Origin of the sequence: Bosea beijingensis (assembly GCF_030758975.1) — a bacterium.
Lineage (GTDB): Bacteria > Pseudomonadota > Alphaproteobacteria > Rhizobiales > Beijerinckiaceae > Allobosea > Allobosea beijingensis.
The window spans coordinates 5,535,001-5,560,387 of record NZ_CP132359.1; the positions used below are offsets into that span (position 1 = coordinate 5,535,001).

Annotated in this window: 20 protein-coding genes and 21 pseudogenes; 19 read left to right on the forward strand and 22 right to left on the reverse strand. The window is 65.3% G+C overall.

Features of this window, described 5'->3' with window-relative positions:
- Nucleotides 1-208: 208 nt before the first annotated feature.
- Nucleotides 209-1,153 (reverse strand): ABC transporter permease, encoded by a 945-nt coding sequence (locus Q9235_RS26585; protein ID WP_306224711.1) that lies wholly within the window; start codon nucleotides 1,151-1,153, stop codon nucleotides 209-211.
- A gap of 26 nt (nucleotides 1,154-1,179) precedes the next feature.
- A pseudogene (locus Q9235_RS26590) lies at nucleotides 1,180-1,569 on the reverse strand (ABC transporter permease); the annotation flags it as partial.
- A gap of 50 nt (nucleotides 1,570-1,619) precedes the next feature.
- On the opposite strand from Q9235_RS26590, the gene Q9235_RS26595 reads away from it, so the two are divergent.
- Together Q9235_RS26595 and Q9235_RS26600 are read left to right on the forward strand one after the other, a co-directional pair.
- Nucleotides 1,620-4,067: a heavy metal translocating P-type ATPase gene (locus Q9235_RS26595; protein WP_306224712.1), complete on the forward strand. Its 2,448-nt coding sequence runs from the start codon at nucleotides 1,620-1,622 to the stop codon at nucleotides 4,065-4,067.
- Nucleotides 3,949-4,281: pseudogene (locus Q9235_RS26600) on the forward strand (DUF4394 domain-containing protein); the annotation flags it as partial. The gene Q9235_RS26595 and the pseudogene Q9235_RS26600, both read left to right, overlap by 119 nt.
- Nucleotides 4,282-4,485: 204 nt before the next feature.
- Here the strand turns inward: Q9235_RS26600 and Q9235_RS26605 are convergent.
- Nucleotides 4,486-4,713 (reverse strand): STAS domain-containing protein, encoded by a 228-nt coding sequence (locus Q9235_RS26605; protein ID WP_422678409.1) that lies wholly within the window; start codon nucleotides 4,711-4,713, stop codon nucleotides 4,486-4,488.
- A gap of 116 nt (nucleotides 4,714-4,829) precedes the next feature.
- On the opposite strand from Q9235_RS26605, the gene Q9235_RS26610 reads away from it, so the two are divergent.
- The gene (locus tag Q9235_RS26610) at nucleotides 4,830-5,036 is read left to right on the forward strand and encodes a hypothetical protein (RefSeq protein ID WP_306224713.1); all 207 of its coding nucleotides are present in this window, start codon (nucleotides 4,830-4,832) and stop codon (nucleotides 5,034-5,036) included.
- Here the strand turns inward: Q9235_RS26610 and Q9235_RS26615 are convergent, their stop codons facing one another.
- The 3 genes and pseudogenes from Q9235_RS26615 to Q9235_RS26625 all read right to left on the reverse strand — a co-directional run.
- Nucleotides 5,037-5,495, reverse strand: a complete 459-nt coding sequence (locus tag Q9235_RS26615; protein ID WP_306224714.1) for a zinc-binding metallopeptidase family protein — start codon at nucleotides 5,493-5,495, stop codon at nucleotides 5,037-5,039. It abuts the gene before it with no gap.
- 259 nt (nucleotides 5,496-5,754) lie between these two features.
- Complete coding sequence (gene arsB, locus Q9235_RS26620) at nucleotides 5,755-6,807, reverse strand: ACR3 family arsenite efflux transporter (RefSeq protein WP_306224715.1); 1,053 nt, start codon at nucleotides 6,805-6,807, stop codon at nucleotides 5,755-5,757.
- A gap of 7 nt (nucleotides 6,808-6,814) precedes the next feature.
- Nucleotides 6,815-7,255: pseudogene (locus Q9235_RS26625) on the reverse strand (ArsC/Spx/MgsR family protein); the annotation flags it as partial.
- Between Q9235_RS26625 and Q9235_RS26965 the strand changes: the two are divergent.
- Nucleotides 7,201-7,329, forward strand: a complete 129-nt coding sequence (locus tag Q9235_RS26965; protein WP_422678410.1) for a sigma factor-like helix-turn-helix DNA-binding protein — start codon at nucleotides 7,201-7,203, stop codon at nucleotides 7,327-7,329. The pseudogene Q9235_RS26625 and the gene Q9235_RS26965 overlap by 55 nt on opposite strands.
- Nucleotides 7,326-8,048 carry an anti-sigma factor gene (locus Q9235_RS26635; protein ID WP_306224718.1) on the forward strand — a complete coding sequence of 241 codons (723 nt, stop codon included), beginning with the start codon at nucleotides 7,326-7,328 and terminating at the stop codon, nucleotides 8,046-8,048. The genes Q9235_RS26965 and Q9235_RS26635 overlap by 4 nt, the downstream gene beginning before the upstream one ends.
- 30 nt (nucleotides 8,049-8,078) lie before the next feature.
- Here Q9235_RS26635 and Q9235_RS26640 read toward each other — a convergent pair.
- The 3 genes and pseudogenes from Q9235_RS26640 to Q9235_RS26650 form a co-directional block, all read right to left on the reverse strand.
- Nucleotides 8,079-8,195 (reverse strand): annotated as a pseudogene (locus Q9235_RS26640) (SAM-dependent methyltransferase); the annotation flags it as partial.
- Between the two features lie 42 nt (nucleotides 8,196-8,237).
- Nucleotides 8,238-8,621 carry a class I SAM-dependent methyltransferase gene (locus Q9235_RS26645; protein WP_306228460.1) on the reverse strand — a complete coding sequence of 128 codons (384 nt, stop codon included), beginning with the start codon at nucleotides 8,619-8,621 and terminating at the stop codon, nucleotides 8,238-8,240.
- A gap of 211 nt (nucleotides 8,622-8,832) precedes the next feature.
- Nucleotides 8,833-9,933: pseudogene (locus tag Q9235_RS26650) on the reverse strand (IS91 family transposase); the annotation flags it as partial.
- Between the two features lie 180 nt (nucleotides 9,934-10,113).
- Here Q9235_RS26650 and Q9235_RS26655 point away from each other — a divergent pair.
- The 5 genes and pseudogenes from Q9235_RS26655 (at nucleotide 10,114) to Q9235_RS26675 (ending at nucleotide 13,123) form a co-directional block, all read left to right on the forward strand.
- Nucleotides 10,114-10,530, forward strand: a complete 417-nt coding sequence (locus Q9235_RS26655; RefSeq protein WP_061966305.1) for an Lrp/AsnC family transcriptional regulator — start codon at nucleotides 10,114-10,116, stop codon at nucleotides 10,528-10,530.
- 224 nt (nucleotides 10,531-10,754) lie between these two features.
- Nucleotides 10,755-11,156: a PRC-barrel domain-containing protein gene (locus Q9235_RS26660; RefSeq protein WP_061966306.1), complete on the forward strand. Its 402-nt coding sequence runs from the start codon at nucleotides 10,755-10,757 to the stop codon at nucleotides 11,154-11,156.
- 46 nt (nucleotides 11,157-11,202) lie between these two features.
- A pseudogene (locus Q9235_RS26665) lies at nucleotides 11,203-11,292 on the forward strand (CsbD family protein); the annotation flags it as partial.
- Between the two features lie 2 nt (nucleotides 11,293-11,294).
- Nucleotides 11,295-12,494: pseudogene (locus Q9235_RS26670) on the forward strand (dipeptide ABC transporter ATP-binding protein); the annotation flags it as partial.
- A 74-nt stretch (nucleotides 12,495-12,568) separates the two neighbouring features.
- The gene (locus Q9235_RS26675) at nucleotides 12,569-13,123 is read left to right on the forward strand and encodes an anti-sigma factor (protein WP_306224719.1); all 555 of its coding nucleotides are present in this window, start codon (nucleotides 12,569-12,571) and stop codon (nucleotides 13,121-13,123) included.
- 149 nt (nucleotides 13,124-13,272) lie between these two features.
- On the opposite strand, the gene Q9235_RS26680 is transcribed toward Q9235_RS26675, so the two are convergent.
- On the reverse strand, nucleotides 13,273-13,611 hold the full coding sequence (locus Q9235_RS26680) for a class I SAM-dependent methyltransferase (protein WP_306228465.1): 339 nt from the start codon (nucleotides 13,609-13,611) through the stop codon (nucleotides 13,273-13,275).
- Here Q9235_RS26680 and Q9235_RS26685 point away from each other — a divergent pair.
- The 3 genes and pseudogenes from Q9235_RS26685 to Q9235_RS26810 form a co-directional block, all read left to right on the forward strand.
- Nucleotides 13,543-13,839: pseudogene (locus Q9235_RS26685) on the forward strand (NAD/FAD-binding protein); the annotation flags it as partial. The gene Q9235_RS26680 and the pseudogene Q9235_RS26685 sit on opposite strands and share 69 nt — an antisense overlap.
- Nucleotides 13,836-14,582 (forward strand): DUF1365 domain-containing protein, encoded by a 747-nt coding sequence (locus tag Q9235_RS26690; protein ID WP_306224720.1) that lies wholly within the window; start codon nucleotides 13,836-13,838, stop codon nucleotides 14,580-14,582. The pseudogene Q9235_RS26685 and the gene Q9235_RS26690, both read left to right, overlap by 4 nt.
- 53 nt (nucleotides 14,583-14,635) lie before the next feature.
- Nucleotides 14,636-15,493, forward strand: a pseudogene (locus tag Q9235_RS26810) (Y-family DNA polymerase); the annotation flags it as partial.
- 63 nt (nucleotides 15,494-15,556) lie between these two features.
- Here the strand turns inward: Q9235_RS26810 and Q9235_RS26700 are convergent.
- Nucleotides 15,557-16,451: pseudogene (locus tag Q9235_RS26700) on the reverse strand (UDP-glucose dehydrogenase family protein); the annotation flags it as partial.
- 6 nt (nucleotides 16,452-16,457) lie between these two features.
- Here Q9235_RS26700 and Q9235_RS26705 point away from each other — a divergent pair.
- Nucleotides 16,458-17,252, forward strand: a pseudogene (locus Q9235_RS26705) (ABC transporter permease); the annotation flags it as partial.
- On the opposite strand, the gene Q9235_RS26710 reads toward Q9235_RS26705, so the two are convergent.
- The 3 genes and pseudogenes from Q9235_RS26710 to Q9235_RS26720 all read right to left on the reverse strand — a co-directional run.
- Nucleotides 17,224-17,919: a hypothetical protein gene (locus tag Q9235_RS26710; RefSeq protein ID WP_306228483.1), complete on the reverse strand. Its 696-nt coding sequence runs from the start codon at nucleotides 17,917-17,919 to the stop codon at nucleotides 17,224-17,226. The pseudogene Q9235_RS26705 and the gene Q9235_RS26710 sit on opposite strands and share 29 nt — an antisense overlap.
- A gap of 59 nt (nucleotides 17,920-17,978) precedes the next feature.
- Nucleotides 17,979-18,242: pseudogene (locus Q9235_RS26715) on the reverse strand (ABC transporter permease); the annotation flags it as partial.
- Nucleotides 18,243-18,356: 114 nt separating this feature from the next.
- Nucleotides 18,357-18,604 (reverse strand): annotated as a pseudogene (locus Q9235_RS26720) (ABC transporter permease); the annotation flags it as partial.
- Between the two features lie 64 nt (nucleotides 18,605-18,668).
- Between Q9235_RS26720 and Q9235_RS26725 the strand changes: the two are divergent.
- Nucleotides 18,669-19,199, forward strand: a complete 531-nt coding sequence (locus Q9235_RS26725) for an HWE histidine kinase domain-containing protein (protein ID WP_306224721.1) — start codon at nucleotides 18,669-18,671, stop codon at nucleotides 19,197-19,199.
- Here Q9235_RS26725 and Q9235_RS26730 read toward each other — a convergent pair.
- Nucleotides 19,181-19,795, reverse strand: a pseudogene (locus tag Q9235_RS26730) (ABC transporter permease); the annotation flags it as partial. The gene Q9235_RS26725 and the pseudogene Q9235_RS26730 sit on opposite strands and share 19 nt — an antisense overlap.
- A gap of 235 nt (nucleotides 19,796-20,030) precedes the next feature.
- Between Q9235_RS26730 and Q9235_RS26735 the strand changes: the two are divergent.
- On the forward strand, nucleotides 20,031-20,726 hold the full coding sequence (locus Q9235_RS26735) for a DUF4394 domain-containing protein (RefSeq protein WP_422678249.1): 696 nt from the start codon (nucleotides 20,031-20,033) through the stop codon (nucleotides 20,724-20,726).
- Here Q9235_RS26735 and Q9235_RS26740 read toward each other — a convergent pair.
- The 4 genes and pseudogenes from Q9235_RS26740 to Q9235_RS26760 form a co-directional block, all read right to left on the reverse strand.
- Nucleotides 20,669-20,818: pseudogene (locus Q9235_RS26740) on the reverse strand (NAD(P)-binding protein); the annotation flags it as partial. The gene Q9235_RS26735 and the pseudogene Q9235_RS26740 overlap by 58 nt on opposite strands.
- Nucleotides 20,819-20,875: 57 nt before the next feature.
- Nucleotides 20,876-21,127: an ArsR/SmtB family transcription factor gene (locus Q9235_RS26970; protein ID WP_422678411.1), complete on the reverse strand. Its 252-nt coding sequence runs from the start codon at nucleotides 21,125-21,127 to the stop codon at nucleotides 20,876-20,878.
- 243 nt (nucleotides 21,128-21,370) lie between these two features.
- Nucleotides 21,371-21,577 (reverse strand): annotated as a pseudogene (locus Q9235_RS26750) (transposase); the annotation flags it as partial.
- A gap of 416 nt (nucleotides 21,578-21,993) precedes the next feature.
- A pseudogene (locus tag Q9235_RS26760) lies at nucleotides 21,994-22,422 on the reverse strand (FtsK/SpoIIIE domain-containing protein); the annotation flags it as partial.
- Here Q9235_RS26760 and Q9235_RS26765 point away from each other — a divergent pair.
- Nucleotides 22,423-22,794 (forward strand): annotated as a pseudogene (locus tag Q9235_RS26765) (amino acid ABC transporter ATP-binding protein); the annotation flags it as partial. It lies immediately after the preceding pseudogene.
- Here Q9235_RS26765 and Q9235_RS26770 read toward each other — a convergent pair.
- Nucleotides 22,715-23,155, reverse strand: a pseudogene (locus Q9235_RS26770) (EF-Tu C-terminal domain-related protein); the annotation flags it as partial. The pseudogenes Q9235_RS26765 and Q9235_RS26770 overlap by 80 nt on opposite strands.
- Before the next feature lie 344 nt (nucleotides 23,156-23,499).
- Here Q9235_RS26770 and Q9235_RS26775 point away from each other — a divergent pair.
- Nucleotides 23,500-23,634: pseudogene (locus Q9235_RS26775) on the forward strand (CsbD family protein); the annotation flags it as partial.
- A gap of 171 nt (nucleotides 23,635-23,805) precedes the next feature.
- Here Q9235_RS26775 and Q9235_RS26780 read toward each other — a convergent pair.
- On the reverse strand, nucleotides 23,806-24,153 hold the full coding sequence (locus Q9235_RS26780) for a hypothetical protein (protein WP_306224722.1): 348 nt from the start codon (nucleotides 24,151-24,153) through the stop codon (nucleotides 23,806-23,808).
- A 624-nt stretch (nucleotides 24,154-24,777) separates the two neighbouring features.
- Nucleotides 24,778-25,086, reverse strand: a pseudogene (locus Q9235_RS26785) (amino acid ABC transporter ATP-binding protein); the annotation flags it as partial.
- Between Q9235_RS26785 and Q9235_RS26790 the strand changes: the two are divergent.
- On the forward strand, nucleotides 25,040-25,315 hold the full coding sequence (locus Q9235_RS26790) for a hypothetical protein (protein WP_306228486.1): 276 nt from the start codon (nucleotides 25,040-25,042) through the stop codon (nucleotides 25,313-25,315). The pseudogene Q9235_RS26785 and the gene Q9235_RS26790 sit on opposite strands and share 47 nt — an antisense overlap.
- The last annotated feature ends 72 nt before the right edge of the window (nucleotides 25,316-25,387 follow it).

A 25,387-nucleotide genomic window follows, 5' to 3' on the forward strand; every position in this document is an offset into this window, starting at 1 on the left:
GCGGAGGGCGCCGCGAGCTTCTCGCGGAAGGAGAGCTTGAGCGGATCATAGGGCGTCCAGAGCGCGCCGGTGCAGGCGCTGACGAGCAGGATGCCGATCAGCGTGCCGCCGACGATCGCGTTGGGGGCCGGGAGCTTCATGCGGCCGGGCTTCTTCGCGGAGGCGGCGGTGCCCGGGGTGCTGTCGCTGGTCATGGTGCGGTCACTGCTCATTGGGCCGTCACCCTTGGATCGAAGACCGGGTAGCAGAGGTCGATGACGAGGTTCACCAGGACGTAGGTGAAGGCGACGAAGAGCATGCAGCCCTGGATGACCGGATAGTCGCGCGCGAAGATCGCATCGACCAGCAGGCGACCCAGCCCCGGGATGGTGAAGACGGTCTCGACCACCGCGATGCCGCCCAGAAGATTGCCGAGCACGAGGCCGATCAGGGTCCAGGTCGGGCCGAAGGCGTTCTTGAAGGCGTGGCGCCAGAGCACGGCGCGTTCCGACAGGCCCTTGGCGCGGGCATGAGTGATGTAGTCGAGCCTGAGCACCTCCAGCGTCGAGGCGCGCGCCATGCGCAGGATCACGCCGATCTCGTGCAGGAACAGCGTCAGGATCGGCATGACCAGGTAGAGGATGCCGGCCCACGGGTTCTCGGCGATCGAGACATAGCCGACCACCGGCAGCCATTCGAGCTTGAGCCCGAAGAACAGCAGCAGCAGGAGGCCGAGCCAGAAGGTCGGGATCGAGAGCAGCAGCGTCGCGGTGGCGACGAGGCCGAGATCCAGGCCTGAATCCTGCTTCCAGGCGGCGATCACGCCGGCGGGCACCGCGACGCAGCTCGCCAGCAGGACCGCGACCAGCACGATCTGGGCCGAGACCCAGAAGCGCTGCAGGATCAGCGGCAGCACCGCCTGCTGCGACGAGATCGACTGGCCGAAATCGCCGGTCACGACATTGCCGATCCAGATGCCGAACTGAACCGGCAGAGACTGGTCGAGACCGAGCCGGGCCCTGAGATCCGCCAGGCTCGCCGGCGTCGCCAGATCGCCCAGCATCAACTGGGCCGGATCGCCCGGGATCAGACGGATCAGGACGAACACCGACACCGCAACGATCAGCAGCGTCGGCAAAGCCATCCCAATCCGCGTCAGCGCAAATCGAAACATCAAAGGCCCTCCCAAGCCTCAGNGCCGAGATCCAGGCCTGAATCCTGCTTCCAGGCGGCGATCACGCCGGCGGGCACCGCGACGCAGCTCGCCAGCAGGACCGCGACCAGCACGATCTGGGCCGAGACCCAGAAGCGCTGCAGGATCAGCGGCAGCACCGCCTGCTGCGACGAGATCGACTGGCCGAAATCGCCGGTCACGACATTGCCGATCCAGATGCCGAACTGAACCGGCAGAGACTGGTCGAGACCGAGCCGGGCCCTGAGATCGGCCAGGCTCGCCGGCGTCGCCAGATCGCCCAGCATCAACTGGGCCGGATCGCCCGGGATCAGACGGATCAGGACGAATACCGACACCGCAACAATCAGCAGCGTCGGCAAAGCCATCCCAATCCGCGTCAGCGCAAATCGAAACATCAAAGGCCCTCCCAAGCCTCAGCCAGCTTCTGTCCTGGAAGGTCGGCGGCATGGATTGCGCGAGCTGCGCGGCGAAGATTCGCGGCGCGGTGGAGCGCCTGCCCGGCGTGAGCGACGTCAAGGTTTCGGTTATGTCGGAGACGCTGACGCTGTCTTTGGATTCCCGCCGGACTGCCCCCGAGCTGGTCGAGAAGAGGGTCCAGGGGCTCGGGTACACGACCAGCTCGCTTGCCACTGCGTCCCCTCAGAAGCCGGCAGCCAAGCAGGACGATTGCGGCTGCGGGCATGACCACGCGCATAGCGGGCATGCGCATGATCACAAGCACGATCATCACAAGCACGAGCATGGCGACCACAAGCACGAGCACGGCGACGGCTGCTCGGGTCATGAGCACGATCACGATCATGCCCATGGACACGATCACGACCATGCCGGCCACGATCACAAGCATGAACATGGTCACGACCACGCCGGTCATGATCACAAGCACGATCACGGCCACGATCATTCCGGGCATTCCCATGGCTCGAAGGCTACCGGCGCCGCCGCTGCGAAGGAGAAGGATCACGGCCACGGCCTTCCCGGCCATGTCCATGAGCCCACGCCCGAGGGCGCGAGCTGGTACCAGACCGGCAAGGGCCGGCTCGTCATCGCGACGGGCCTGTTCCTCGCGGCCTCCTATTCCGCCGGCCTGATCTGGCCCGGCATCAGTTACTGGGCCTTCATCCTGGCCTGCGTGGTCGGCGTCGCTCCCGTGGCGAAGCGCGCCTTCGCGGCGGCCCGCGCCGGCATTCCCTTCACGATCGAGATGCTGATGACGATCGCCGCCATCGGCGCGCTCTTCATCGGCGCGGCCGAGGAAGCGGCGCTGGTGGTCTTCCTGTTTGCGGTCGGCGAAGTGCTCGAGGGCGTCGCGGCGGACCGCGCCCGCGCCTCGATCCGCGCGCTCGGCGATCTCGTGCCCAAGACCGCGATCGTCGAGGAGAACGGCACGACCCGCCAGGTCGATGCCGTCAGCCTCAGGATCGGCCAGACCGTGCTGGTCCGGCCGGGCGACCGCATCCCGGCCGATGGCGAGATCACCGACGGCACCTCCGGCATCGACGAGAGCCCGGTCACCGGTGAATCGATGCCGAAGACCAAGGGCGTCGGCGAGCCCGTCTATGCCGGCTCGGTCAATCGCGAGGCGGCCCTGCGCGTGCGCGTCGACAAGGCGGCCGAGGACAACACCATCGCCCGCATCATCCGCCTGGTCGAGGAGGCGCAGGAAGCCCGCGCGCCGACCGAGCGCTTCATCGACCGGTTCTCGCGCTGGTACATGCCGGCGATCGTCGGGCTCGCCGTGCTGGTCGCGCTGGTGCCCCCGCTCCTGCTCGGCGCCGAATGGTCGGTCTGGATCTACCGGGCGCTGGCGCTGCTGCTGATCGGCTGCCCGTGCGCGCTCGTCATCTCGGTTCCGGCATCGATCGCGGCCGCGCTCTCCACAGGCGCCCGCCAGGGCCTGCTGATGAAGGGCGGCGTCGTCATCGAAGCTGCCGCCAAGACCGGCGTGGTCGCGTTCGACAAGACCGGCACTCTGACCGCCGGTACGCCGCGCGTAACCGAGGTCGTCTCGCTCGGCCAGGATGAGCGCCGAGTGGTGGAACTCGCCGCCTCCGTGGAAACCGGATCGAGCCATCCCCTGGCTCAGGCCATCCTGGACCGTGCGGAATCGCACTCCATCACGGTTCGGCCGGCGCAGAATGCATCAGCGATCGCTGGCCAGGGCGTCACCGGGTCCCTCGACGGCATATCCATTTTTGTCGGGGCGCCGCGGCATGCCGTTTCGCGGGCGACGTTCAGCCCGGAAGCCAAGGCCAGCGTCGAGCGGCTCGAATCTGACGGCAAGACGGTTGCCGCCGTCATCGCCGATGGCGCCCTCGCCGGCCTCATCGCCTTGCGCGACGAACCCCGGGCCGATGCTTCCGAGGCAGTGGCCGAGCTGAAGGCAATGGGGATCCGGTCGGTCATGCTGACGGGTGACAATGCCCGCACCGGCGCCGCCATCGCTGCCGGCCTCGGCATGGAGCACAAGGCCGAGCTGATGCCGGACGACAAGGTCGCGGCGATCAAGGCCTTCTCCGGCGAGACTTCGGTGATGATGGTCGGCGACGGCATCAACGACGCTCCCGCCCTCGCCGCAGCCAGTGTCGGCATCGCCATGGGATCAGGAACGGACGTTGCTCTCGAGACCGCCGATGGAGCCGTGCTCAAGAGCCGCGTTCGGGATATCGCGGCCATGATCCGCCTCGCGCGTGCAACGATGGGCAACATCCGGACACGGCAAGACCACGGTCGACGGCAAGCTGAAATTCGCCGAGGCCGACATGCACAAGGGCGAGACCCCCATGATCGTGGCCGGCGCCTATACCAACTCGGTCAAGGGCACGAAGGAGACGGCGCTCTACGACATCGACAGCAAGATCGGCGGCCTAATCAAGCAGGCGCCGCCCAATGACGGCGTCCTCGGCGCGGTCGGCAAGCTCGGAATCACTCCGAAGGCGATCGCGTTCGACATCGAAGCGGCGGCCGATGGCACCAACACCGGCTGGCTCCTGGCTGACGGCGCGTTGCACAAGGTCGATCTCGCGACCGGAAAGGCGACTGCGCTGGGTAAGGTCACGGGTCTCGCTACTGCTGCCAGGGATATCGCGGTCCTTCCTGTGATGTAGGCTCGCGTTGGGCTATGGGACGCTCGCCATCGGTGAGCGTCCCAATCGGATATTGCGAACGTTCGTGCTGATCATCTGCCCGCTTCCAGGCAAGGCGCCAAAATCGGCTTCTGGCGCTGCCCGCAGCGCAGTGCGCGTTTGGCTCATCTCGCCTTAACCGACGTGCTTCGCTTCTTCCGGAATGTCTCCAACCGACGAACGCGATCAGTATTCTGAGAACCCCAGTCGTTCCTTATCGTGAACGGTGAGGCGCTCAATGATCGTCGCGGTGACCTGGTTCATGCCCACGACCTCCACGGGAACACCGTTTGTCCGGTAGCGGCCGACGATCTTGTCGAGAGCGGTTACTGCCGTCACGTCCCAGAAATGCGCTTGGCTGACGTCGATGCGCACGCTGGTCTCGCCTTGGGCGCCGAGATCGAAGGCCCCGATGAAGGCATCGGCCGAGGCGAAGAAGACCTGGACGGTGACGTGATAGCTTACCGGGCGGGCCTAACCGTCGACGTCGAGCACGATCGCGGGGACCTCGCCGATGGGCGCAAGCTTCAGTGTCCGCTCCTGTTCTCTGGTCGGAGCGAGATGATCTGCCGGACCTTTATGGCGATGTCGTCGCGGTCTGGAAGCGATGGACCGACGACATTCGCGGCGCATCGATCCCAAGCGAACACCATATGGCGGAGGAAGCCGCCGAGGCGCTGGCTCATGCTCTCGATACGTTTTTTGGTCCGTCGACGGAGTCGGTAGGTCGGGTGTGACTATCCCAGGAATCGCCGGGCGATCTCCCGCAGGAATCGCGGCAGCTCCTCGAAGGCATAGGGCGCGTAAACGCGTTCCAGCCTTTGATGAAACTCACGTCCCCATGGCCCGATGTTGACGACAGGAAACACAAGCGCATCCGCACCCGCCCGGTCGACGAGTGAAGCGATCGGGGTGTTGGCCGCGATCAGGTCTCGTTCGGCTTCCGGCGGCCGGTGACCGAGGAAGCTCATATCCGAGATGCCGGTGAAATACTCGCGGTACTTGATCGGCGGACGCCCCGTCTCCTCCTGAGCCCGGCGTGCCGCTTCGATCGCGGCGGCAAAACCAGCATGGTCGTCCACTCTCGCCAGATGGGTGGCGGGATACACGAGGCTGCTGAGCCCGTAGACGATGGCAGGGCCAACCAAGCCGGCTTCCGTGACCATCGCACTGACGACCGCGCGCGTCTGCGCCAAGGGATCGTCTGAATCCAGCCAGGCAGTCTCGATAGCGCGAACCCTGGCCAAGGCGTCGAGACCGCCGACACGCTCGACACGTTCCAGTAGATCCGCCGCCGAAATGACTGCGGCACTGGGGGCGGCTGAACCCGATAGACCTCGAGACGCGTCTGGTTGCCGAGCGCCTCAAGCTGCGCCGCTGCTGTTTCGATATCCATGGAAATAGAAATTCCATACCGTCAGTGGACGGTCAAGCGCTATTTCCATGATCATCGAATTATTCTGCGGCTTGAACCTTCCGAACGCCGTCACCACGCTCGTACCAGCCCTTCGACCGGTTCACGATCCAGACGACGGTCAGCATGAGCGGGACCTCGATCAGCACGCCGACGACGGTCGCGAGCGCCGCCCCTGAATGGAAGCCGAACAGGCTTATCGCCGCGGCGACAGCGAGCTCGAAGAAGTTCGAGGCACCGATCAGAGCGGATGGTCCCGCCACGCAGTGCTGCTCGCCCGCGATACGGTTCAGGACGTAGGCCAGCCCGGCATTGAGGTAGACCTGAATCAGGATCGGAACCGCCAGCAGCGCTATGATCATCGGCTGCGCGAGGATCTGCTCCCCCTGAAAGCCGAACAGGAGAACGAGCGTCGCCAGCAACGCGACGAGCGAGGCAGGCCCCAGCCTCGCGAGCAGGCGGTCGAGCGCAGCCTGGCCGCCGCGCGCCAGCACGCGGCTGCGGATGACCTGGGCGACGATCACCGGGATGACGATGTAGAGCGCGACCGAGAGAACCAGCGTGCCCCAGGGCACGGTGATCGCCGACAGGCCCAGCAGCAGCCCGACGATCGGGGCGAAGGCGATGATCATGATCGCGTCGTTCAGCGCGACCTGGCTCAACGTGAAATGCGGCTCACCCTTAGTCAGGTTCGACCAGACGAAGACCATCGCGGTGCAGGGCGCCGCCGCGAGGATGATCAGGCCCGCGATGTAGCTATCGATCTGCTCGGCGGGCAGCCACGGCCGGAACAACCAGGTGATGAAGATCCAGCCCAGCGCCGCCATCGAGAACGGCTTCACCGCCCAGTTGATGAACAGCGTGACGCCGATTCCGCGCCAGTGCTTCCCGACCTGGTCCAACGCGGCGAAGTCGATCTTCAGCAGCATCGGGATGACCATCAACCAGATCAGCACCGCGACGGGCAGGTTGACCTTGGCGATCTCGGCTGCGCCGACGGCCTGGAAAGCGCCCGGCATGAAATGGCCCAGCGCAATGCCGAGGACGATGCAAAGACCGACCCAGACGGTGAGATAACGTTCGAAAGTGGACATGATGATCTCAGGCGAGCGCTGCGGGCCGACCGGCCGTGTCGACGACGAGTTCGCCATCCTCCTTGTGAAACTTGCCGCGTTGCGGCGGCAGGAGCGGCAGAACGGCTTCGGATGGGCGACAGAGTTTCACGCCCTCGGGGGAGACGACGAGCGGTCGGTTCATCAGGATGGGGTGCGTCTCGATGGCATCGAGGAGAGCCTGGTCCGACAGGCTCGGATCGCCGAGGTCGAGTTCGGCGAAAGGCGTGCCCTTCTCGCGGAGGATTTCCCGGACGCTCATGCCGGCGCGAGGCCGCCAGCGAGGAGGATGATCCCGAGACCGTGATCGCGAAGCTCTCCGATGCCAAGGCATTGCGCGGCTGCCTGGAGACCCTGCCGGCTCCGCGTCGCGGCATGGTGCTGCTCGCCTTCGTGCAGGGGCTGAGCCATGGCGAGATCGCCGGCAGGCTCGGCATGCCGCTCGGGACGGTTAAATCCTGGATCCGCCGATCCCTGATCGCACTCAAGGAATGCCTTGGATGACGCAGGAACCCGACCGCGAGATCCTTGCTGGAGAATATGTGCTCGGCCTGTTCGAGGGCGCAGAGAAGGAGGCCTTCGAGAAGCGGATGGCGGGTGACGCAAAGCTGGATGCCGCGGTAACCCGCTGGCAGACGCGATTGGCGCCGATCGACGCGACCGCACGAATGGTCGCGCCATCCTCCGGGCTCTGGCAGCGCATCGAGAGCGGCCTTGACCGCGCGCCCGCTCCAAGCCCGGCCGTGGCTGCACGGCCGGCGTTCGGCGCGCGGATCTCGCAGTGGTGGGACAATCTCTGGCTCTGGCGCGGGGCCGCTTTGGCCGGCATTGCCGCCGCGCTCCTGCTGGCTTTCGGGCTCGTCGCGGCCCTTGACCGCGCGCGTCGTCAGCCCGTGATGGTCGCCGTTCTGCTCACCGACACCAATGTCGCAGCGGCCGTCGTGAACACATTCGCCGATGGGCGCGTCGAGTTGCTGCCGCTTCAGGATATCGCCGTGCCGCAGGGACGTGCGCTGGAAATCTGGACGCTGTGGGACCGCGCCGCCGGGCCGCGTTCGGTCGGTCTCATCGACCGGGCCCGCGCCGTGCCCCTGCGATTGGACAACCTGCCGCTTGGCGCTGACCAGCTCTTCGAGATCACGGTGGAACCTGCCACCGGTTCTCCCACGGGTCGCCCGACCGGCCCGATCGTCGCGAAGGGGCTGACCACGCGGCGTCTCTAGGAGACGATGTGGCAAGAAACGCCGCGCCCGTCAGCGGCCTTGCAGGGCGATGAGGTTGACGTCGATCGTCCGGGCGCGGAAGCCGGCTTCGCAATAGCAGAGATAGAACTCCCAGAGCCGGCGAAACGGCTCGTCGAAGCCCAGCGGCGCGNTCTCTAGGAGACGATGTGGCAAGAAACGCCGCGCCCGTCAGCGGCCTTGCAGGGCGATGAGGTTGACGTCGATCGTCCGGGCGCGGAAGCCGGCTTCGCAATAGCAGAGATAGAACTCCCAGAGCCGGCGAAACGGCTCGTCGAAGCCCAGCGGCGCGATCTCGGCCCAGTTCTCCAGGAAGCGCCGGCGCCATTCCTTGAGGGTCAGGGCGTAGCTGTCGCCGAAGTCGAGCTGTTCGATGACGGCGAGCGCGGCAGCCTCGGCACTGCTCTTCAGTATCGGAACCGACGGCAGGCTGCCTCCGGGTGTGAAGGGTTTCGGATGCCGGCCCGTGCGAGCTGGGATGGTCCGGGTTGAGGGCCGGCGTTCGAAAGCCTCCAGTGGAGGAAGCCGCGGCCCGGGGCCGTGCGCTATGGGGATTTCGCGGCGCGGCCTAGTTGGCGGGCTCGTGCGAGGCGTGGATCGAGGGCGCTATGTTCTGTCCGGGATGCCCGGCAGCCTGAGGTTTGCTGCGCCTGGGACGGATGCGGGCCCGCCGCAATCTCCATTTCCGTCGTCGGGCCGAAGAAGATCGCCCGCTCTCTGGCTGAGACCGGTTGTGGTCCGTCTGGGTGTCGCCCCGGCGCCATCGTCATGATGTGTCGATCCTGACGGCGAAGATGGTGCGCGGCGCTGTGCCCGGCGCGAAGCGCTCGACGAGGATCATGCGGCCACCGCAGCAGGGGCAAGGTGGCCTCCGCTCATCGACTGGATCGGATTGTTCGGCCGAGATCTCTGCTTCACGATCTGCCGTCATGGCGTCCGGTGTTGGCGCCGCGATGATCTGCCTGATGCGGGCGATGGTGCCGGCGCGCCGGCTCGAGGCGAGCAATCCATAATGCCGGATGCGGTGGAATCCGTCGGGCAGGACGTGGAGCAGGAAGCGGCGGATGAACTCGAAGGCCGTCAGCGTCATGGTCTTGCGCCAGGTCTCGCCGGCGGAGCGGGCGCGATAATCCTTCCAGCGGAACGTGACCCCGTGCCGATCCATGGCAATGATGCGGCTGTTGGCGATGGCGACGCGGTGGGTGTAGCGGGCGAGATAGGCCAGCACGGCCTCAGGTCCGCCGAAGGGGCGCTTGGCATAGACGACCCAGTCGGCTCGTCGCAGCGGCGCCAGCACGGTGGCGAAGGCCTCGGCTTCGGCCAGATGGGCGAGATCGCCATGGAAGGCGAGCCGCCCGGAAGCATTGAGAGCGGCGAGCCCTTCGAGGAAGAGCCTGCGGAACAGCCGCGAGAGCACGCGCACGGGCAGGAAGAAGCCAGGCCGGCACGGGATCCAGCGAGCGCTGTCAGGCGACAATCCGCCTCCGGGTGCGATGATGTGGAGATGGGGATGATGGGTCATCGCCGATCCCCAGGTGTGCAGCACCGAGGTGAAGCCGATGCGGGTACCGAGATGCCGGGGATCGCTCGCGATGGTGGCGAGCGTCTCGGCTGCTGCCTTGAACAGAAGGCCGTAGACGGCGGCCTTGTTTTGGAAGGCGATGGCCGCGACCGGTGCCGGCAGGGTGAAGACGAGATGATAGTAGGGCACGGGCAGCAGGTCGGCCTGCCGGTCCGCGAGCCAGTCCTTCGCCGCCGCGCCCTGGCATCGTGGGCAGTGCCGGTTGCGGCAGGAGTTATAGGCGATCGTCGCGTGATCGCAGTCGCCGCAGGCCATGACGCTCCCCCAGCCGACCAGTCGACACGAAAGTTCTCGAACGCGGGGTCCGAACTCCGGCCTCAGATCGTGTTCCACAGCGACGTTTCCTCCACGGCAGAGCTCGGAGCGACGTTACGCGATCTCTCCGCCCGGAAGAACGACGTGTTCGTTCGATGTGAAGCTGATACTGTCGAAATCGACAGATCAACTGCCTGGATCGGCAACTCGATGGACGACCTCGACCACCGCCTGATCGCTGAACTTCGGGTCAATGCCCGATCCACGGTTCCGACATTGGCCAAGCTTCTCGGCGTCGCCCGCGGCACCGTTCAAACCCGGATGGATCGCTTGCTCGCGAGCGGGATCATTGCCGGGTTCACGGTGCGGCTGAAGGAGATGGAATCCACCGATCGGATACGCGGTGTCATGATGATCGAGTTGGAGGGGCGCAACGTGAAGAGCGTCGTAGCGGCCCTGCGGAAGAACCCGGGATTTTCAGGGCTTCATACTACGAACGGTCTCTGGGACCTCGTAGCGGAAATCGAGGTCGCGGACATGCCCGCGTTCAACCGGCTGGTGAGCGGCATCAGGATTATGGAAGGCATCTCCAAATCCGAAACGCACATCCTCCTGGGTCCAGCGTAGCAAGCAGGCTCATTGCTGGGAGTGGCGGCAGCTCGAGCACAGGCGCTCGATATGAGAAGAGAAGCAGTCAGGATCACTGTTGGGTGCCCTTTCCTGTTTTGCCCCGACCGATCGAGCTCAAGCGCTAGCGTGGCCGTCTTTTGATCCTCGATGTTCCGGTAGGAACATTGGAGCCCTAGATCAGTTGTGGAGACGGCTGGGATATATGTCTGGAGAATTCTAATATGCGTAAAATGCTCGTCGCCCTCGCTGTTACCTCGACGATCTTCGGTGGTAGCATGGCCTATGCTCAGACTGCGACGACCACTGCGCGTGAAGTCTATATCAAGGCGCAGCCGACGGACGTTCTCAGCAGCAATCTCATTGGTCTGAACGTTCAGAATAACGCCAAGGACAATGTCGGTGAGATCAAGGATCTCGTCGTTTCTAATGGCAGCCTGTCCGGGCTGATCCTTTCGGTGGGTGGCTTCCTCGGTATCGGCGAGCGCTACGTCGTCGTCGCGCCGCCCGCGGTTAAGGTCGTCTACTCCGAGAACGACAAGAAGTGGTCCGCGACCATGGACACGACCAAGGATGCCCTGAAGGCCGCGCCGGAGTTCAAGTACGAAGGCCGCTGGAAGCGCTAACGCGCCGTTCGCCTTTATCCGCAACTCGAGACTGATGGAGGTCCCGATGGACTGGAATCGCGTCGAAGGAAACTGGAAGCAGCTCAAGGGCAAGGTCAAGGAGCAGTGGGGCAAGCTGACCGATGACGATCTCGACGTCAGTTCTCCGGCGGCATGCGCCAGCGCATCATGCTGGCCTCGGTGATGCTGCTGAAGCCGGCCTTGCTGCTGGCGGACGAGCCGACCACCGCGCTCGACGCCGTCGTCCAGCGCGACGTGATGGAGCTGATGGTCGAGCTGACCAAGGCCAACGACACCGCCGTGCTCCTGATCTCGCATGATCTCGGCATGGTCGCGCGCTATTGCAGCCGCATCGTCGTGATGTGCCAGGGCGACGTGGTCGAGCAGGGCCAGAGCGAGGAGATCCTCGCCCGGCCGCAGCACCCCTATACCCGCAAGCTGCTCTCGGCGATGCCGCATCGCCTGCCGGCGCGGCTCCTGCCGGAGGCGAAGACGCCGATCGTCTCGGTCAGCGACCTCGTCGTCGAGTATCCCGGCCGGCAGGGCTTCTTCCGCAAGGGTGAGGTGAAGCGGGCGCTGCACGGCATCAGCATCGACGTTCAGCCCGGCGAGGTCGTCGCCGTCGTCGGCGGCTCGGGCTCGGGCAAGACCACGCTCGGCCAGTCGATCGCGGGCCTCGTCAAGCCGGCCGGCGGCGAGATCCGCTTCAACGGCAAGCCGATCACGAGGAGCGACGCGGCCTTCTGGGACTACCGCCTCAACTGCCAGATGGTCTTCCAGGACCCGTACTCCTCGCTCGATCCGCGCATGACCATCGGGCAGCTCGTCGCCGAGCCGCTCAGGCTCGTGCCCGACATGAGCCCGGCCGATCGCAAGGCCCGCGTCGCGGAGGTTCTGACCGAAGTCGGCCTGGGCGACGGCTTCGCCGAGCGCTATCCGCACGAGCTCTCGGGCGGGCAGCGCCAGCGCATCGCGATCGCCCGCGCGATCGTGCGCCGGCCGAGCTTCGTCATCGCCGACGAGCCGGTCTCGGCGCTCGACGTCACCGTCCGCGCCCAGGTGCTCGAGCTCTTCGACGAGCTCCAGAAGAAGCACGGCTTCTCATGCCTGTTCATCAGCCACGATCTCGGCGTGGTCGAGCAGGTCGCCGACCGCGTCATCGTCATGCAGGACGGCAGGATCGTCGAGCAAGGCCCACGCGACGACATCTTCGACAACCCCAGGCACCCCTACACACAAAAGCTCCTCGCAGCCGTCCCCGGACTGGAAAGCACGAGTGAGGGAGGCGTCAGGCTCTTCTGGAGACGAGCCGAAAACGACAAGGCAATCGCCGGCTGACGGGTGACGCAAAGCTGGATGCCGCGGTAACCCGCTGGCAGGCGCGGCTGGCGCCGATCGACGCAACCGCACGAATGGTCGCGCCATCCGCCGGGCTCTGGCAGCGCATCGAGAGCGGTCTGGACCGCGCGCCCGCTCCAACCCCGGCCGTGGCTGCACGGCCCGCGCTCGGCGTGCGGATCGCGCAGTGGTGGGACAATCTCTGGCTCTGGCGCGGGGCCGCTTTGGCCGGCATTGCCGCCGCGCTCCTGCTCGCTTTCGGGCTCGTCGCGGCCCTTGATCGCGCGCGTCGTCAGCCTGTGATGGTTGCCGTTCTGCTCACCGAGACCAATGTCGCAGCGGCCGTCGTGAACACGTTCGCCGATGGGCGCGTCGAACTGCTGCCGCTTCAGGATATCGCCGTGCCGCAGGGGCGTGCGCTGGAAATCTGGACATTGTGGGACCGTGCCACCGGGCCGCGTTCGGTCGGCCTCATCGACCGGGCTCGCGCCGCGCCCCTGCGATTGGACAACCTGCCGCTTGGGGCTGACCAGCTCTTCGAGATCACGGTGGAACCTGCCACCGGTTCTCCCACCGGTCGCCCGACCGGCCCGATCGTCGCGAAGGGGCTGACCACGCGGCGCCTCTAGAAGGCCGGCACGATGGGTGCGGTTGAACAGGCCGCGCCCGTCAACGGCCTTGCAAGGCAATCAGGTTGACGTCGATCGTCCCAGCGCGGAAGCCGGCCTCGNCCTCTAGAAGGCCGGCACGATGGGTGCGGTTGAACAGGCCGCGCCCGTCAACGGCCTTGCAAGGCAATCAGGTTGACGTCGATCGTCCCAGCGCGGAAGCCGGCCTCGCAATAGCAGAGATAGAACTCCCAGAGCCGGCGAAACGGGGCGTCGAAACCCAAGGGCGCGATGTCTGCCCAGCTTTCGAGAAAACGCCGGCGCCACTCCTTCAGGGTCAGAGCATAGCTATCGCCGAAGTCGAGCTGTTCGACGACGGCGAGCGCGGCAGCATCGGCGCTGCTCTTCAGTATCGGAACCGACGGCAGGCTGCCTCCGGGTTCGTCACGCTCAACCCGCCGGATACGCTGCGCGAAGGCAGTATCCTGCACGAGGAAATCTACGAGCACCCGTTGTTCGATACGGCTGCGCTCGAGGCGCAGGAACGGCTCTGGTCTTTGCAGGGCGCGCGCCGAAGCTGGTTCTGCGGCGCCTATTTCGGATCGGGCTTCCACGAGGACGGCCTGCAGGCCGGTCTCGCGGTCGCCGAGGCGCTTGGCGGCGTCCGCCGGCCGTGGAGTGTTCGCAACGAATCCAGCCGCATTCCGATCCTGCCCCGACTGGAGCAGGCCGCATGACCTTGCAATCCGCCCTCTATGTCGGCCGTGTCAGGCATCAGCGATTTCGGCCGCGGCCACATGCGTTGGCCTATCGCGTCTTCTGGATGCTGCTCGATCTCGACGAGATCGATCGGATTTCGGCGAAGCTCAGATTTTTCTCGCGCAATCGCTTCAATCTCTACGCCTTTCGCGACGCGGATTATGGGGACCGCAGCGGCAGGCCACTGCGTCCCCAGATCGAAGAAATCCTGGCGAAAACCGGAATCGCGCATGATGGCGGCCCGATCCGCCTGCTGACCATGCCCCGCATCCTCGGCTACGCCTTCAATCCGCTCAGCACATATATCTGCTATCGTCGCGACGGCAGCCTCTGCGCGACCGTCTACGAGGTTCACAACACCTTCGGCGAGATCCATAGCTATGTGGCGCCTGCCGATCGTTCCGAAGGCGCATTGAGGCAGGAAGCAGACAAAATCTTCCACGTCTCGCCGTTCATGAACCTCGACATGCGCTACGCCTTTACGGTCATCCCGCCGGCAGAGCGCGTTTCCGTCGCCATCGAGGGCAGCGACACCGAAGGGCGCCTGATCACTGCCGTGTTGAGCGGCAAGCGAACGGAGCTGAGCGACGTGGCCCTGCTGCGGCTTCTCGCGACGCATCCGCTGCTCACGCTGAAGGTCACCGCGGCCATCCACTGGCATGCCCTGCGCCTGCTGGCGAAGCGGATTTCCTGGCGCGCGCGAGTTGGAGGCATGCGATGACACGGGTCGTCTCGGTCTTCCTCCCGAACTGGTCGATCGATCGGTTTCGGCGGATGGCTGGCGGCGCGGCGCCTCCGCCTGAGGTCCCGCTCGTCCTCATCGCTCGCGACGGCAGCAGGAGGGTAGTGCAGGCGGCGAATGCCGCTGCACTGACAGCCGGGCTTCGCGTCGGCATGCCGGCCACGAAGGCGCAGGCGCTCGTGCCTGGCCTGCTGGTCGAGGAAGCAGATACTGCGGCCGACGCACAAGAGCTTGAGCGGTTGGCGATCTGGCTGCACCATCGCGTCGCCCCGATCGTCGCGCCAGACCCGCCCCATGGCATTGTCATCGACACGACCGGTGCCGACCATCTCCATGGCAGTGAGGCCGACATGCTGGATGCCATCGTAGGCCGCCTGGCAATGTCCGGCGTTGAGGCCAGGGCCGCAATTGCCGATAGCTGGGGCGCTGCCCATGCACTCGCGCGATACGTCTCTCAGTCGACTGTGGTTACGAAGGTCGGGCATCGGGCACAGCCGCTAATACCGCTGCCGCTGGAATGCTTGCGGCTGCCCGCCAAGATATCGAACGACCTGCGCGTTCTCGGCTTCGAGACAGCCGGCGACATCATTGCCCAGCCGCGCTCGCCGCTGACCCTCCGTTTTGGCCCGGAGATCGCCCGTCGATTGGCTCAGGCGCTCGGGGAGATCGCCGAGCCCATCATCGCTATCCGCCCCCCAGATCTCATCGAGGTTCGCCGCGCCTTCGCCGAACCGATCGGCGCGCCGGAGACAATCGCTCGTTACATCGGCAAGTTGGTTGCCCAGCTCTGCGGTCGCCTCGAGGCACGCGGTCTTGGGGCTCGACGCCTGGATCTCGTCTGCCACCGCGTTGACCGCGGACTTCAGACAGTCCGGGTTGGGCTCGCCAAACCTGTCTGCGACGTGAAACGACTGTCCCGGCTCCTCTGCGAGAAGATCGAGGCGATCGAGCCTGGCGGAAGATGTTCCACTCGGTCACGATCACCGCGGCATCCGCGCCCGCCACGCATTCATAGGCATCCTTGCAATAGGTCACGCCCGCCGGCAGAACCGCCTTCGCCTGCTCCATGCCCTCGGGGTCGTAGGCCCGGATCGTCGCGCCGCCGTCGAGCAGCGCCGTGACCACCGCGATCGAGGGCGCGTCGCGCATGTCGTCGGTGTTCGGCTTGAAGGTCAGACCCAGGATCGCGATCGTCTTGGCCCGCACCGCGCCGCCGCAGGCCGCGATCACCTTGCGCCCCATCGCCCGCTTGCGCTGCTCGTTCACGGCCGCGACCGTCTCGACGATCCGCGAAGGCGTGCCGTGATCCTGCGCCGTCTTGATCAGCGCCAGCGTATCCTTCGGGAAGCAGGAGCCGCCATAGCCCGGCCCGGCATGCAGGAACTTCGAGCCGATGCGGTTGTCCAGACCCATGCCGCGCGCGACGTCCTGGACATTGGCGCCGACCTGCTCGCACAGGTCCGCGATCTCGTTGATGAAGGTGATCTTCGTCGCCAGGAAGGCGTTGGCGGCGTATTTGGTCAGTTCCGCCGTGCGCCGGCCGGTGTTCAGGATCGGCGCGTTGTTGAGATAGAGCGGCCGGTAGATATCGGCCATCACGGCCTGGGCCCGCTCGTCATCGGTGCCGACCACGATCCGGTCCGGCCGCTTGAAATCCTCGATCGCCGCGCCCTCGCGCAGGAACTCGGGATTGGACACCACGGCGAAATCGGCATCCGGCCTGAGCTCCCGGATGATGCGCTCGACCTCGTCGCCGGTGCCGACCGGAACCGTCGACTTGGTCACGATCACGGTATAGCCGCGGATCGCCCCGGCGATCTCGCGGGTCGCGGCATAGACATAGGACACGGCCACATGCTCGCATTTGTTATCAGGCGCATTGTCACGACCATCCCTGTGATGGCCTTCGTGGCGCTGTTCGTGTTCTCGCTGCTCTACATCGCGCCGGGCGATCCGGCGGCCATCATCGCCGGCGACCAGGCATCGCCCGCCGATGTCGAGCGCATCCGCGCCAGCCTGGGCCTGGACCGGCCCTATCTCGTGCGCTTCGCCGAATGGTCCTTCCGCGTGATCCAGGGCGATCTCGGCACCTCGATCTTCACCAACCTGCCGGTGACGCAGCTCATCGCCCAACGCATCGAGCCGACGCTCTCGCTGATGGTGCTGACCCTGATCTTCGCCGTCGTGGTCGCCGTGCCGATGGGCGTGGTCGCGGCCTGGAAGGCGGGAAGCTGGGTCGACAAGGCCGCGATGGGCTTCGCCGTGCTGGGCTTCTCGGTGCCGGTCTTCGTCGTCGGCTACCTGCTCGCCTATTTCTTCGCGCTCAAGCTCGACTGGCTGCCGGTGCAGGGCTACACGCCGTTCTCGCAGGGTATCTGGCCCTGGGCGCGCAATCTGATCCTGCCGGCGCTCACGCTCGGCCTGGTCTATATCGCGCTGATCGCCCGCATCACCCGCGCCACCATGCTCGAAGTGCTGCAGCAGGACTATGTCCGCACCGCCCAGGCCAAGGGCGTGGCGCAGAAGGACGTGCTCTTCCTGCATTCGCTGAAGAACGCCGCCGTGCCGATCGTCACCATCATCGGCATCGGCATCGCGCTTCTGATCGGCGGTGCGGTGGTCACCGAGAGCGTCTTCGCCATTCCCGGAGGATGCGGGCGCCCTCGGCCGCGCGGCGCAGGAGACGGGGATCATCACTCGTCGTGTCGGCTACGACCATCAGACGGTCAGCCGTCGCGATCAGCCGCGCGAAGCGATCGACCAGATCGGAGAGCGTGGGATAGGCGTCGACGAACCCGGCCCAGCGCGCGATCTGCGCGCTGGCGAGCGATGCATCGCCCCCGGCGAGCGGCACCGCATCGACGAGGTCGAAGCGCGATAGCGGCCAGCTGGCCAGACCGCGATCCGCCATGGAGGGAGCGACCGGGCCGGGCGGTACGATGAGCTCGCCGACAGCGAAGGCGGCCCGGTGCAGCCTGAGGCGGTCGGCATCCTCGACCGACAGCATCGGCGCGATTCCATAGTCGGTGTTGTCGCCATGCAGCCGGGTCTCGCGGGCCAGTGCCTGCTTGGCGTCGGCATCCGCGACCGAGTCGACCGGCCAGATCGCGACCATCGCGGTGCAGCTCAAGGCTACGATCTTGAGCGCAACCCGTGCCATCTGGATCTCATGGGTCTGTTCGCGGCCATAGGGCAGCCGTGCCGCCTCGTCGTCGCAGCGCTTCGCCTCACGGGCGAAGAGCGTGAGGTCAGGCGCGCCGTCGCGGAAGGCGATCAGCTCGGCGAGCGAGGGATCGTTGCCGAGCGCGTCGGTCACTCCGGCAAGCGGATCGCGGATCGCACCGAGCCCGCCGCCGCCTCCATCCTGTCCATCGCCACCGGCAGCCATTCGAGCTTGAGCCCGAAGAACAGCAGCAAGAGGAGACCGAGCCAGAAGGTCGGTATCGAGAGCAGCAGCGTCGCGGTCGCGACGAGGCCGAGATCCAGGCCTGAATCCTGCTTCCAGGCGGCGATCACGCCGGCGGGCACCGCGACGCAGCTCGCCAGCAGCACCGCGACGAGCACGATCTGGGCCGAGACCCAGAAGCGCTGCAGGATCAGCGGCAGCACCGCCTGCTGCGACGAGATCGACTGGCCGAAANGGCGATCACGCCGGCGGGCACCGCGACGCAGCTCGCCAGCAGGACCGCGACCAGCACGATCTGGGCCGAGACCCAGAAGCGCTGCAGGATCAGCGGCAGCACCGCCTGCTGCGACGAGATCGACTGGCCGAAATCGCCGGTCACGACATTGCCGATCCAGATGCCGAACTGAACCGGCAGAGACTGGTCGAGACCGAGCCGGGCCCTGAGATCGGCCAGGCTCGCCGGCGTCGCCAGATCGCCCAGCATCAACTGGGCCGGATCGCCCGGGATCAGACGGATCAGGACGAATACCGACACCGCAACAATCAGCAGCGTCGGCAAAGCCATCCCAATCCGCGTCAGCGCAAATCGAAACATCAAAGGCCCTCCCAAGCCTCAGAATGGCGAGTGGCGTGCCGAAGGCAGCGCGCCGCCGGCGGAGTTGGCTGAGGAGCTGGCCGCTTTCGCCGGATCGGTCTGCGAAGGGCGGATCTGGGCGACGACGGCACTGGCTGAGGCGCTGCCGTCGGCGCGCGACCATGCCGGCGCTTTCGCTGGCATGCTGGCCATCCCGCTCTCTCAGATCCCGCGCGACTATCTCTTCTTCTTCCGCAAGGAACTGGTCCACACGATCGAATGGGGCGGCGACCCCAACAAGACCTATACGACCGGCCCCAATGGCGACCGGCTTACGCCGCGGCAGAGTTTTGCCGTCTGGAAGGAGACCGTAGCGGGCCATTCCAAGATTTGGACGCCGGTCGAGCGAGAGCTGGCGGAATCGGCGCGCCGGACCCTGATTGAGGTCGTCCTGCGCCAGAGCGAACTCTTGGCGGACGAGCGGAACAAGGCCGAAATCCGCCAGAAGATGCTCAATCAGGAGCTCAATCACCGGGTCAAGAACATCCTCGCTCTGATCAAATCGATCGTCGCCCATCCGCTCGCCGAAGGCGCCACGATCGACGCCTCGACATAGGGCTGCTCGCGCAGGGACAGCACGACGCCGCGCACGAGGCGCGCCACGCGCGGGATTTCCGCGATGGTGATGGCGATGATGACGTTCTGGATCGAGCCGCGCGTCAGCGCCATCAGGGCGATGGCGAGCAGGATCGGCGGGATCGACATCATGCCGTCGATGATCCGCATGATGATGCCGTCGGCCCAGCGGATGAAGCCGGCGAAGAGGCCGATCGCCAGCCCGATGACCGAGGACAGCAGTGCGACGCTGAAGCCGACCAGCAGCGAGACGCGGGCACCGTAGATCACCCGCGAATAGACGTCTCGGCCGAGCATGTCGGTGCCGAACCAGTAGAGTTCGGAAGGCACGCGCGTGCGCCTGGACGGCGCGATCGCGGTCGGGTCCGTCGTCCAGAGCAGCGGCGCGAAGATGCCGATCAGCGCCATCAGGACGAGGAGCCCGCCGCCGACGGCGACGGATGGATGCCGGCGCAGATAGCGGCGGAAGCGGGCAGGGCCGGCCGAAGGGTTCCAAGGCGAGGCCGCGGACCCGCGAGGAGGAGCTCGAGGAGCGGTGCCGTAGGCTCGAGGCCGAGGTGGCCTACCTAAAAAAATTACGCGCCCTGGTCGAGAGGGACGGGCTCTGACCAGGGCGAAGGCCGAAGCGGTCGCGGCCCTGCGCGCCGAGGGGCACGCGCTCGGGCACCTGCTCGCATGCGCCGAGCTCAAGCGGTCGACCTACTACTACGCCCTCGCGCACCCGCCGAGGCCCACGCGCCCCGAGCTCTGGGAGGCGGCCGCCGAGATCTTCTCGCGCACCGCCAACGGCTGCGGGCACCGGCAGATAGCGATGTGCCTCAGGGCGGAAGAGGGGGCCGTGATAGCCGACAAGACCGTGCTCAAGATGATGCGCGAGATGGGGATTCGCTGCGGTATCAGACGCGAGACGGCCTACCACAGGTACAACTCGTACAGGGGCGTCGTCGGCAGGACGTTCGAGAACGTGATCGCGAGGCAGGCATCCAGGCCGCGGCGCGTGACAGAACCGGAGGACAAGATGACCAAGACGATCCGTTTCGCCCTCGTCGTTTCCACGCTGCTCGGCAGCGGGTTTGCCGCACAGGCTGCCATGCTCGCAGCCCTGACCGGCGATGACACGCTGACCATGGTCGACACCGCAACCATGAAAGCCGGCAAGTCGATGAAAGTCAGTGGCATCGCCGGCAAGATCGCCGGCATCGATGTCAGGCCGGCCGACGGCATGCTCTACGCACTTGGCGTCGATGGCACGATCTATACGATCGACAAGGCTGGCAAGGCGACGATGAAGTCGAAGATGGACACCGTACTCCCGGCTGGTGCCATGGCCACGGTCGATTTCAATCCGGCCGCGGACCGGCTGCGGGTGATCGGCTCCGACGGCACGAACCTTCGCGTCAACGTCGATGACGGCAAGACCACGGTCGACGGCAAGCTGAAATTCGCCGAGAGGCGAACATGGCCCCAGTCGCAGATGTTGGCGCCGACGGATTCCCCGGCTTCGTAGACCTTCACGGCCATTCGGCGCGCGATGAGATTGGCCGCGGCGGCAAGGCCGACGGGACCAGCGCCGATCACGACGACAGGAAGCTCATTCATCGCGGCATCCTCCGCTCCTGCTGGAATCATGGAATTATGAGGCAAATCAAAAACCGCTCAGGCGGCCTTCCCGGATGATGCGGAACAGACTTCTTCGATGCAGCATTCGTCGGAAAGAAAGCCGAGCAGCGCATCCATCGCCGGGTAGACAGCACGACAGATCAGCGTCGTCGCCTGCCGCTCTTGCGAGACAAGGCCGTTGCGGATCAGGCGCTGAAGGTGGTGGGACAACGTCGAGGCCGGAATGCCGAGACGCTCCTGCACCTGCGCGACCGGAAGGCCGTCATGCCCGGCACGGACCCGGCACATCGCGCCGAGGGCCCACAGCCACCTCACGAGCTCGGCGGCGGTGGCGGCGTTCGCCTTCGCCTGGGGCATGCCCCTGGCGAGCATCTCCTCGCGGCGCCGGAGCAGGCGCTCGGAACCCTTCCTCCCGTGCATCCTCACCTCGAGCGGGACGCCGCTGCCCTTGGGCATCAGCTTCGGTTGGTGGCTCGCCTGGACGTAGCTCCAGGACCCCTCGACTGCCAGCCTCCTGACGAGCGCGTTGCCGGCCCCGCTGATCCCGCCGAGGCGCACGGAGTCCGCGCTCGACCTCTGCTTCGGGGCGAGGCCGAAGTAGGACGTCACCTGCCTGCCGGAGCGGAACCTCGAGAAGTCGCCGACCTCGGACGCGAAGGCGGCGGCGAGCGCGAACCCGCACCCCTTGATCGACTGGAGCGCCTCGACCTCCGCCGAGAGGGGGCCCCGCCGCGGCATCGACAAGGTGGTGAGCCGGGATCGCGAACTTCACCCGTTCCAGCTCGTCATTCGCGACCGGGACGGGGGCACGCGCCGCGTGCTGGCCCGCGCAGTCATCGACGCTTCTGGAACCTGGACCACTCCAAACCCGGCTGGGGCGGGCGGCATGCCCGTCGATGGGGAGGAGGCGTATGCGGAGCGGATCGCCTACGGTATCCCGGACGTGCTCGATGCCGACCGCGAGACGTATGCGGGACGCACGACGCTCGTGCTCGGCGCCGGGCATTCCGCCGCGAACGTCCTGCTCGACCTTACCGAGTTGGCCGAGCAGGACGGCGCAACGAAAGCGATCTGGGTGACGCGCGGGCGCGACCTGTCCCGGGTCTATGGCGGTGGCGCGAATGATCAGCTCGCCGGGCGCGGCGACCTCGGGACACATGGATGCCGGCGGCGCGCGCCATCTGGGCGAGACGCTGGATCGTGCCCTCGATCTCCTTGCCGGCGACCATCATCAGGTCGGCCATCTCGTCGACGATGACGACGATATAGGGCAGAGGCTCGAGGTCCATGACCTCCTCCTCGTAGATCGCCTCGCCGGAATGCTTGTCGAAGCCGGTCTGGACCGTGCGGGTGATGACCTCGCCGGCCGCCTTGGCCTCGCCGACGCGGGCATTGAAGCCGTCGATGTTGCGCACGGCGAGCTTCGACATCTTCTTGTAGCGCTCCTCCATCTCGCGCACCGCCCATTTCAGGGCGACGACCGCCTTCTTGGGATCGGTGACGACCGGGGTGAGCAGATGCGGGATGCCGTCATAGACGGAGAGTTCGAGCATCTTGGGATCGACCATGATCAGGCGGCACTCGGCGAGAAGCTGGTCATCTGCGGCCCGTCCGGCTCGGGCAAGTCGACGATGATCCGCTGCATCAACCGGCTGGAGGAGCACCAGAAGGGCCAGATCATCGTCGACGGCACGGAGCTCACCAACGATCTCAAGAAGATCGACGAGATCCGCCGCGACGTCGGCATGGTCTTCCAGCACTTCAACCTGTTCCCGCATCTGACGATCCTCGAGAACCTGACGCTGGCGCCGATCTGGGTGAAGAAGATGCCCAAGAAGGATGCCGAGGAGATCGCGATGCACTATCTCAAGCGCGTCAAGATCCCCGAGCAGGCGGCGAAGTATCCGGGCCAGCTCTCGGGCGGCCAGCAGCAGCGCGTCGCGATCGCCCGCTCCCGCCTTCGCGGATGGCGAAGCGCAGCTTCTCTTCCATCGCGATCGGGGCGATCAGCGTCACCTCCATCGAGATGTTGTCGCCCGGCATCACCATCTCCGTGCCTTCCGGCAGCGAGACCACGCCGGTCACGTCCGTCGTGCGGAAGTAGAACTGCGGGCGGTAGTTGGTGAAGAACGGCGTGTGACGGCCACCCTCTTCCTTCGTCAGGATGTAGGCCTCGGCCTTGAACTTCGTGTGCGGCTTCACGGAACCCGGCTTGCACAGCACCTGGCCGCGCTCGACGTCCTCACGCTTCGTGCCGCGCAGCAGCGCGCCGATGTTGTCGCCAGCCTGGCCCTGGTCGAGCAGCTTGCGGAACATCCGGCTACTATAGGTGCTCCATGCATCTAATCCTTGATAGTATGCTGACGTCCTTCAGCTTAGTCCATTCATCGCCATCCTAGCGGTGTCCTTGACCCTATCCTGGTCTGCTAACAATCCTCGTTAGCTCACTTCGCTTGTTCCCTGAGCGGTGTCCTTTACATCATCCTGATGATCAGTCCTTGCCTCGTCCAGAGGTGTCCATTTCCCATCCTTAGTAGCAACCATCCTAGTTACTATTGAGTCCGTTCAATGTCCAATTTGCTATCCATGCCGATTATTCATCCTGAACAACCGTATCTTCTTCCTGAAGATTACCTAATCCGTGGTAATTTCCTGTTCCGCTGACCGATGACGATCTCGACGTCATCGCCGGCAAGCGCGACCAGCTCGAAGGCAAGATCCAGGAGCGTTACGGCATCGAGAAGGACAAGGTGAAGACTGACGTCGACACCTGGTACAATCGCCAGACATGGTGATCACCGACGGCTGAGCCCCTCGCTGCCCAGCGTGTGCTCGCCGCGTGAGGAAGCCCGGCCCTTTCCAGTGGGCCGGGCTTTCGCGCGTTAAGGGCCGGGCATTGTGTTGAGAGCCTGTGAAACGGTGAAAACTCTGGCGCACCCAGCCCTATGCCGGCAGAAGGTCGACCATCACCGGCGCGTGGTCGCTCGTGTGCTCCCAGCCCCGAGCTCGATCAAGGCCGTGAGATCCGGCGTGTGAAGGTCGCCATCGCGATAGGCCTCGGCCAGACCGATATCGCCGTCAAGGAAGAGGCGGCGCATCGATCGCCAGTTGTTCAGGATCATCGTCGCCTGTGGTCCGGGCAGTCCGGGCGCGCTGCAAAGCCGTTCGCCGTCTGGTGTGAAGACCGTCAGGTGACCGATGGCAATCCGCGCGAGCACGCGACGCAGGAACCAGCGCGACAGACGGATACCCCCTGGCAGGGAGAGCGCCTGTTCGGGCATGCGAAAATGCTGTTCCGCATCGGGCCGGCTCATGGCTCAATCGGTCATCTTCAGGAAGAAGATTCGATTATTCAGGACGAATAATTGGCAAGGAAAGCGAAGGACATTGGCTGGACGCTAGTAACTAGGATGGTTACACAAGGAAAGACAATGGACGCTTAACGGACTAAGGCAATTTCTATCAGGACGATGGAATCAGGACACCACTCAGGAAGGGTGATGAGAGTTAGCCAGGATAGCTAACGGGCTGGATTGCCAAGGACACCGCTAGGAAGGCGATGATAAGGAAAGTGCTGAAGGATTCAGCGTACTATCAAGGAATAGATGCAGGGAGCACCTATTAGTAGCCGGACCTGACCAAAGTCAACAAGGAGTGCTGCCATGGTGACCTGCTGGAATGCGCAGATGACAGGGCGGAACTTGCCAAGTACATGTGTGAAAACCAGGCGACTATCTCCAGCAAACTGCAGACTTGCTGCGATAAACCACTGTTGAAGAAAGCCCACTGTCTTAGTGAGGTGGAGCATGACACCATGCCTGCTGATCTGCCTGCCATTGCTGCTGATTTTGTTGAGGACCAGGAAGTGTGCAAGAACTATGCTGAGGCCAAGGATGTCTTCCTGGGCACGTTCTTGTATGAATATTCAAGAAGACACCCAGGATCTGCGAGAGGAAGAGCTTGGTGCGCTCGTGCTGCGGGTTCTTGAAGAACTCGTTCGGCGTGTTCATCTCGACGATCTGGCCGGCATCCATGAAGATGACGCGGTCGGCGACCTGACGGGCGAAGCCCATCTCGTGGGTGACGCAGAGCATGGTCATGCCCTCGTCGGCCAGCGAGACCATCGTGTCGAGCACCTCCTTGACCATTTCCGGATCGAGCGCCGAGGTCGGCTCGTCGAACAGCATGATCTTGGGGCTCATGCAGAGCGAGCGGGCGATCGCGACGCGCTGCTGCTGGCCGCCCGAGGACGGCGATGCCGGCGGCAATCCCGCTCTTCATGTCGAGCATGCCCCGCCCCGGCAGAAACGCGCCGCTGTCGAAGTCCTCCAAGGCTCGTTGCTCGGCGAGTTTCAACGGCCTGCTCTTGAGGTCCGCGATCAAAGCCGCCAGGAGTTCATCCGGCTTGAAGGCCAGTGGCCCGAGTTCGCGATAGTTCTCGATCGAAACGACGTCATAGTGCCCGGCCAGCGCTAGCGTTCGCGCTCCTTTCCCTCGAACGAGGGCAACCACGCTCCGGGTCATCGGATCGCCATGGCTGTCGACAAG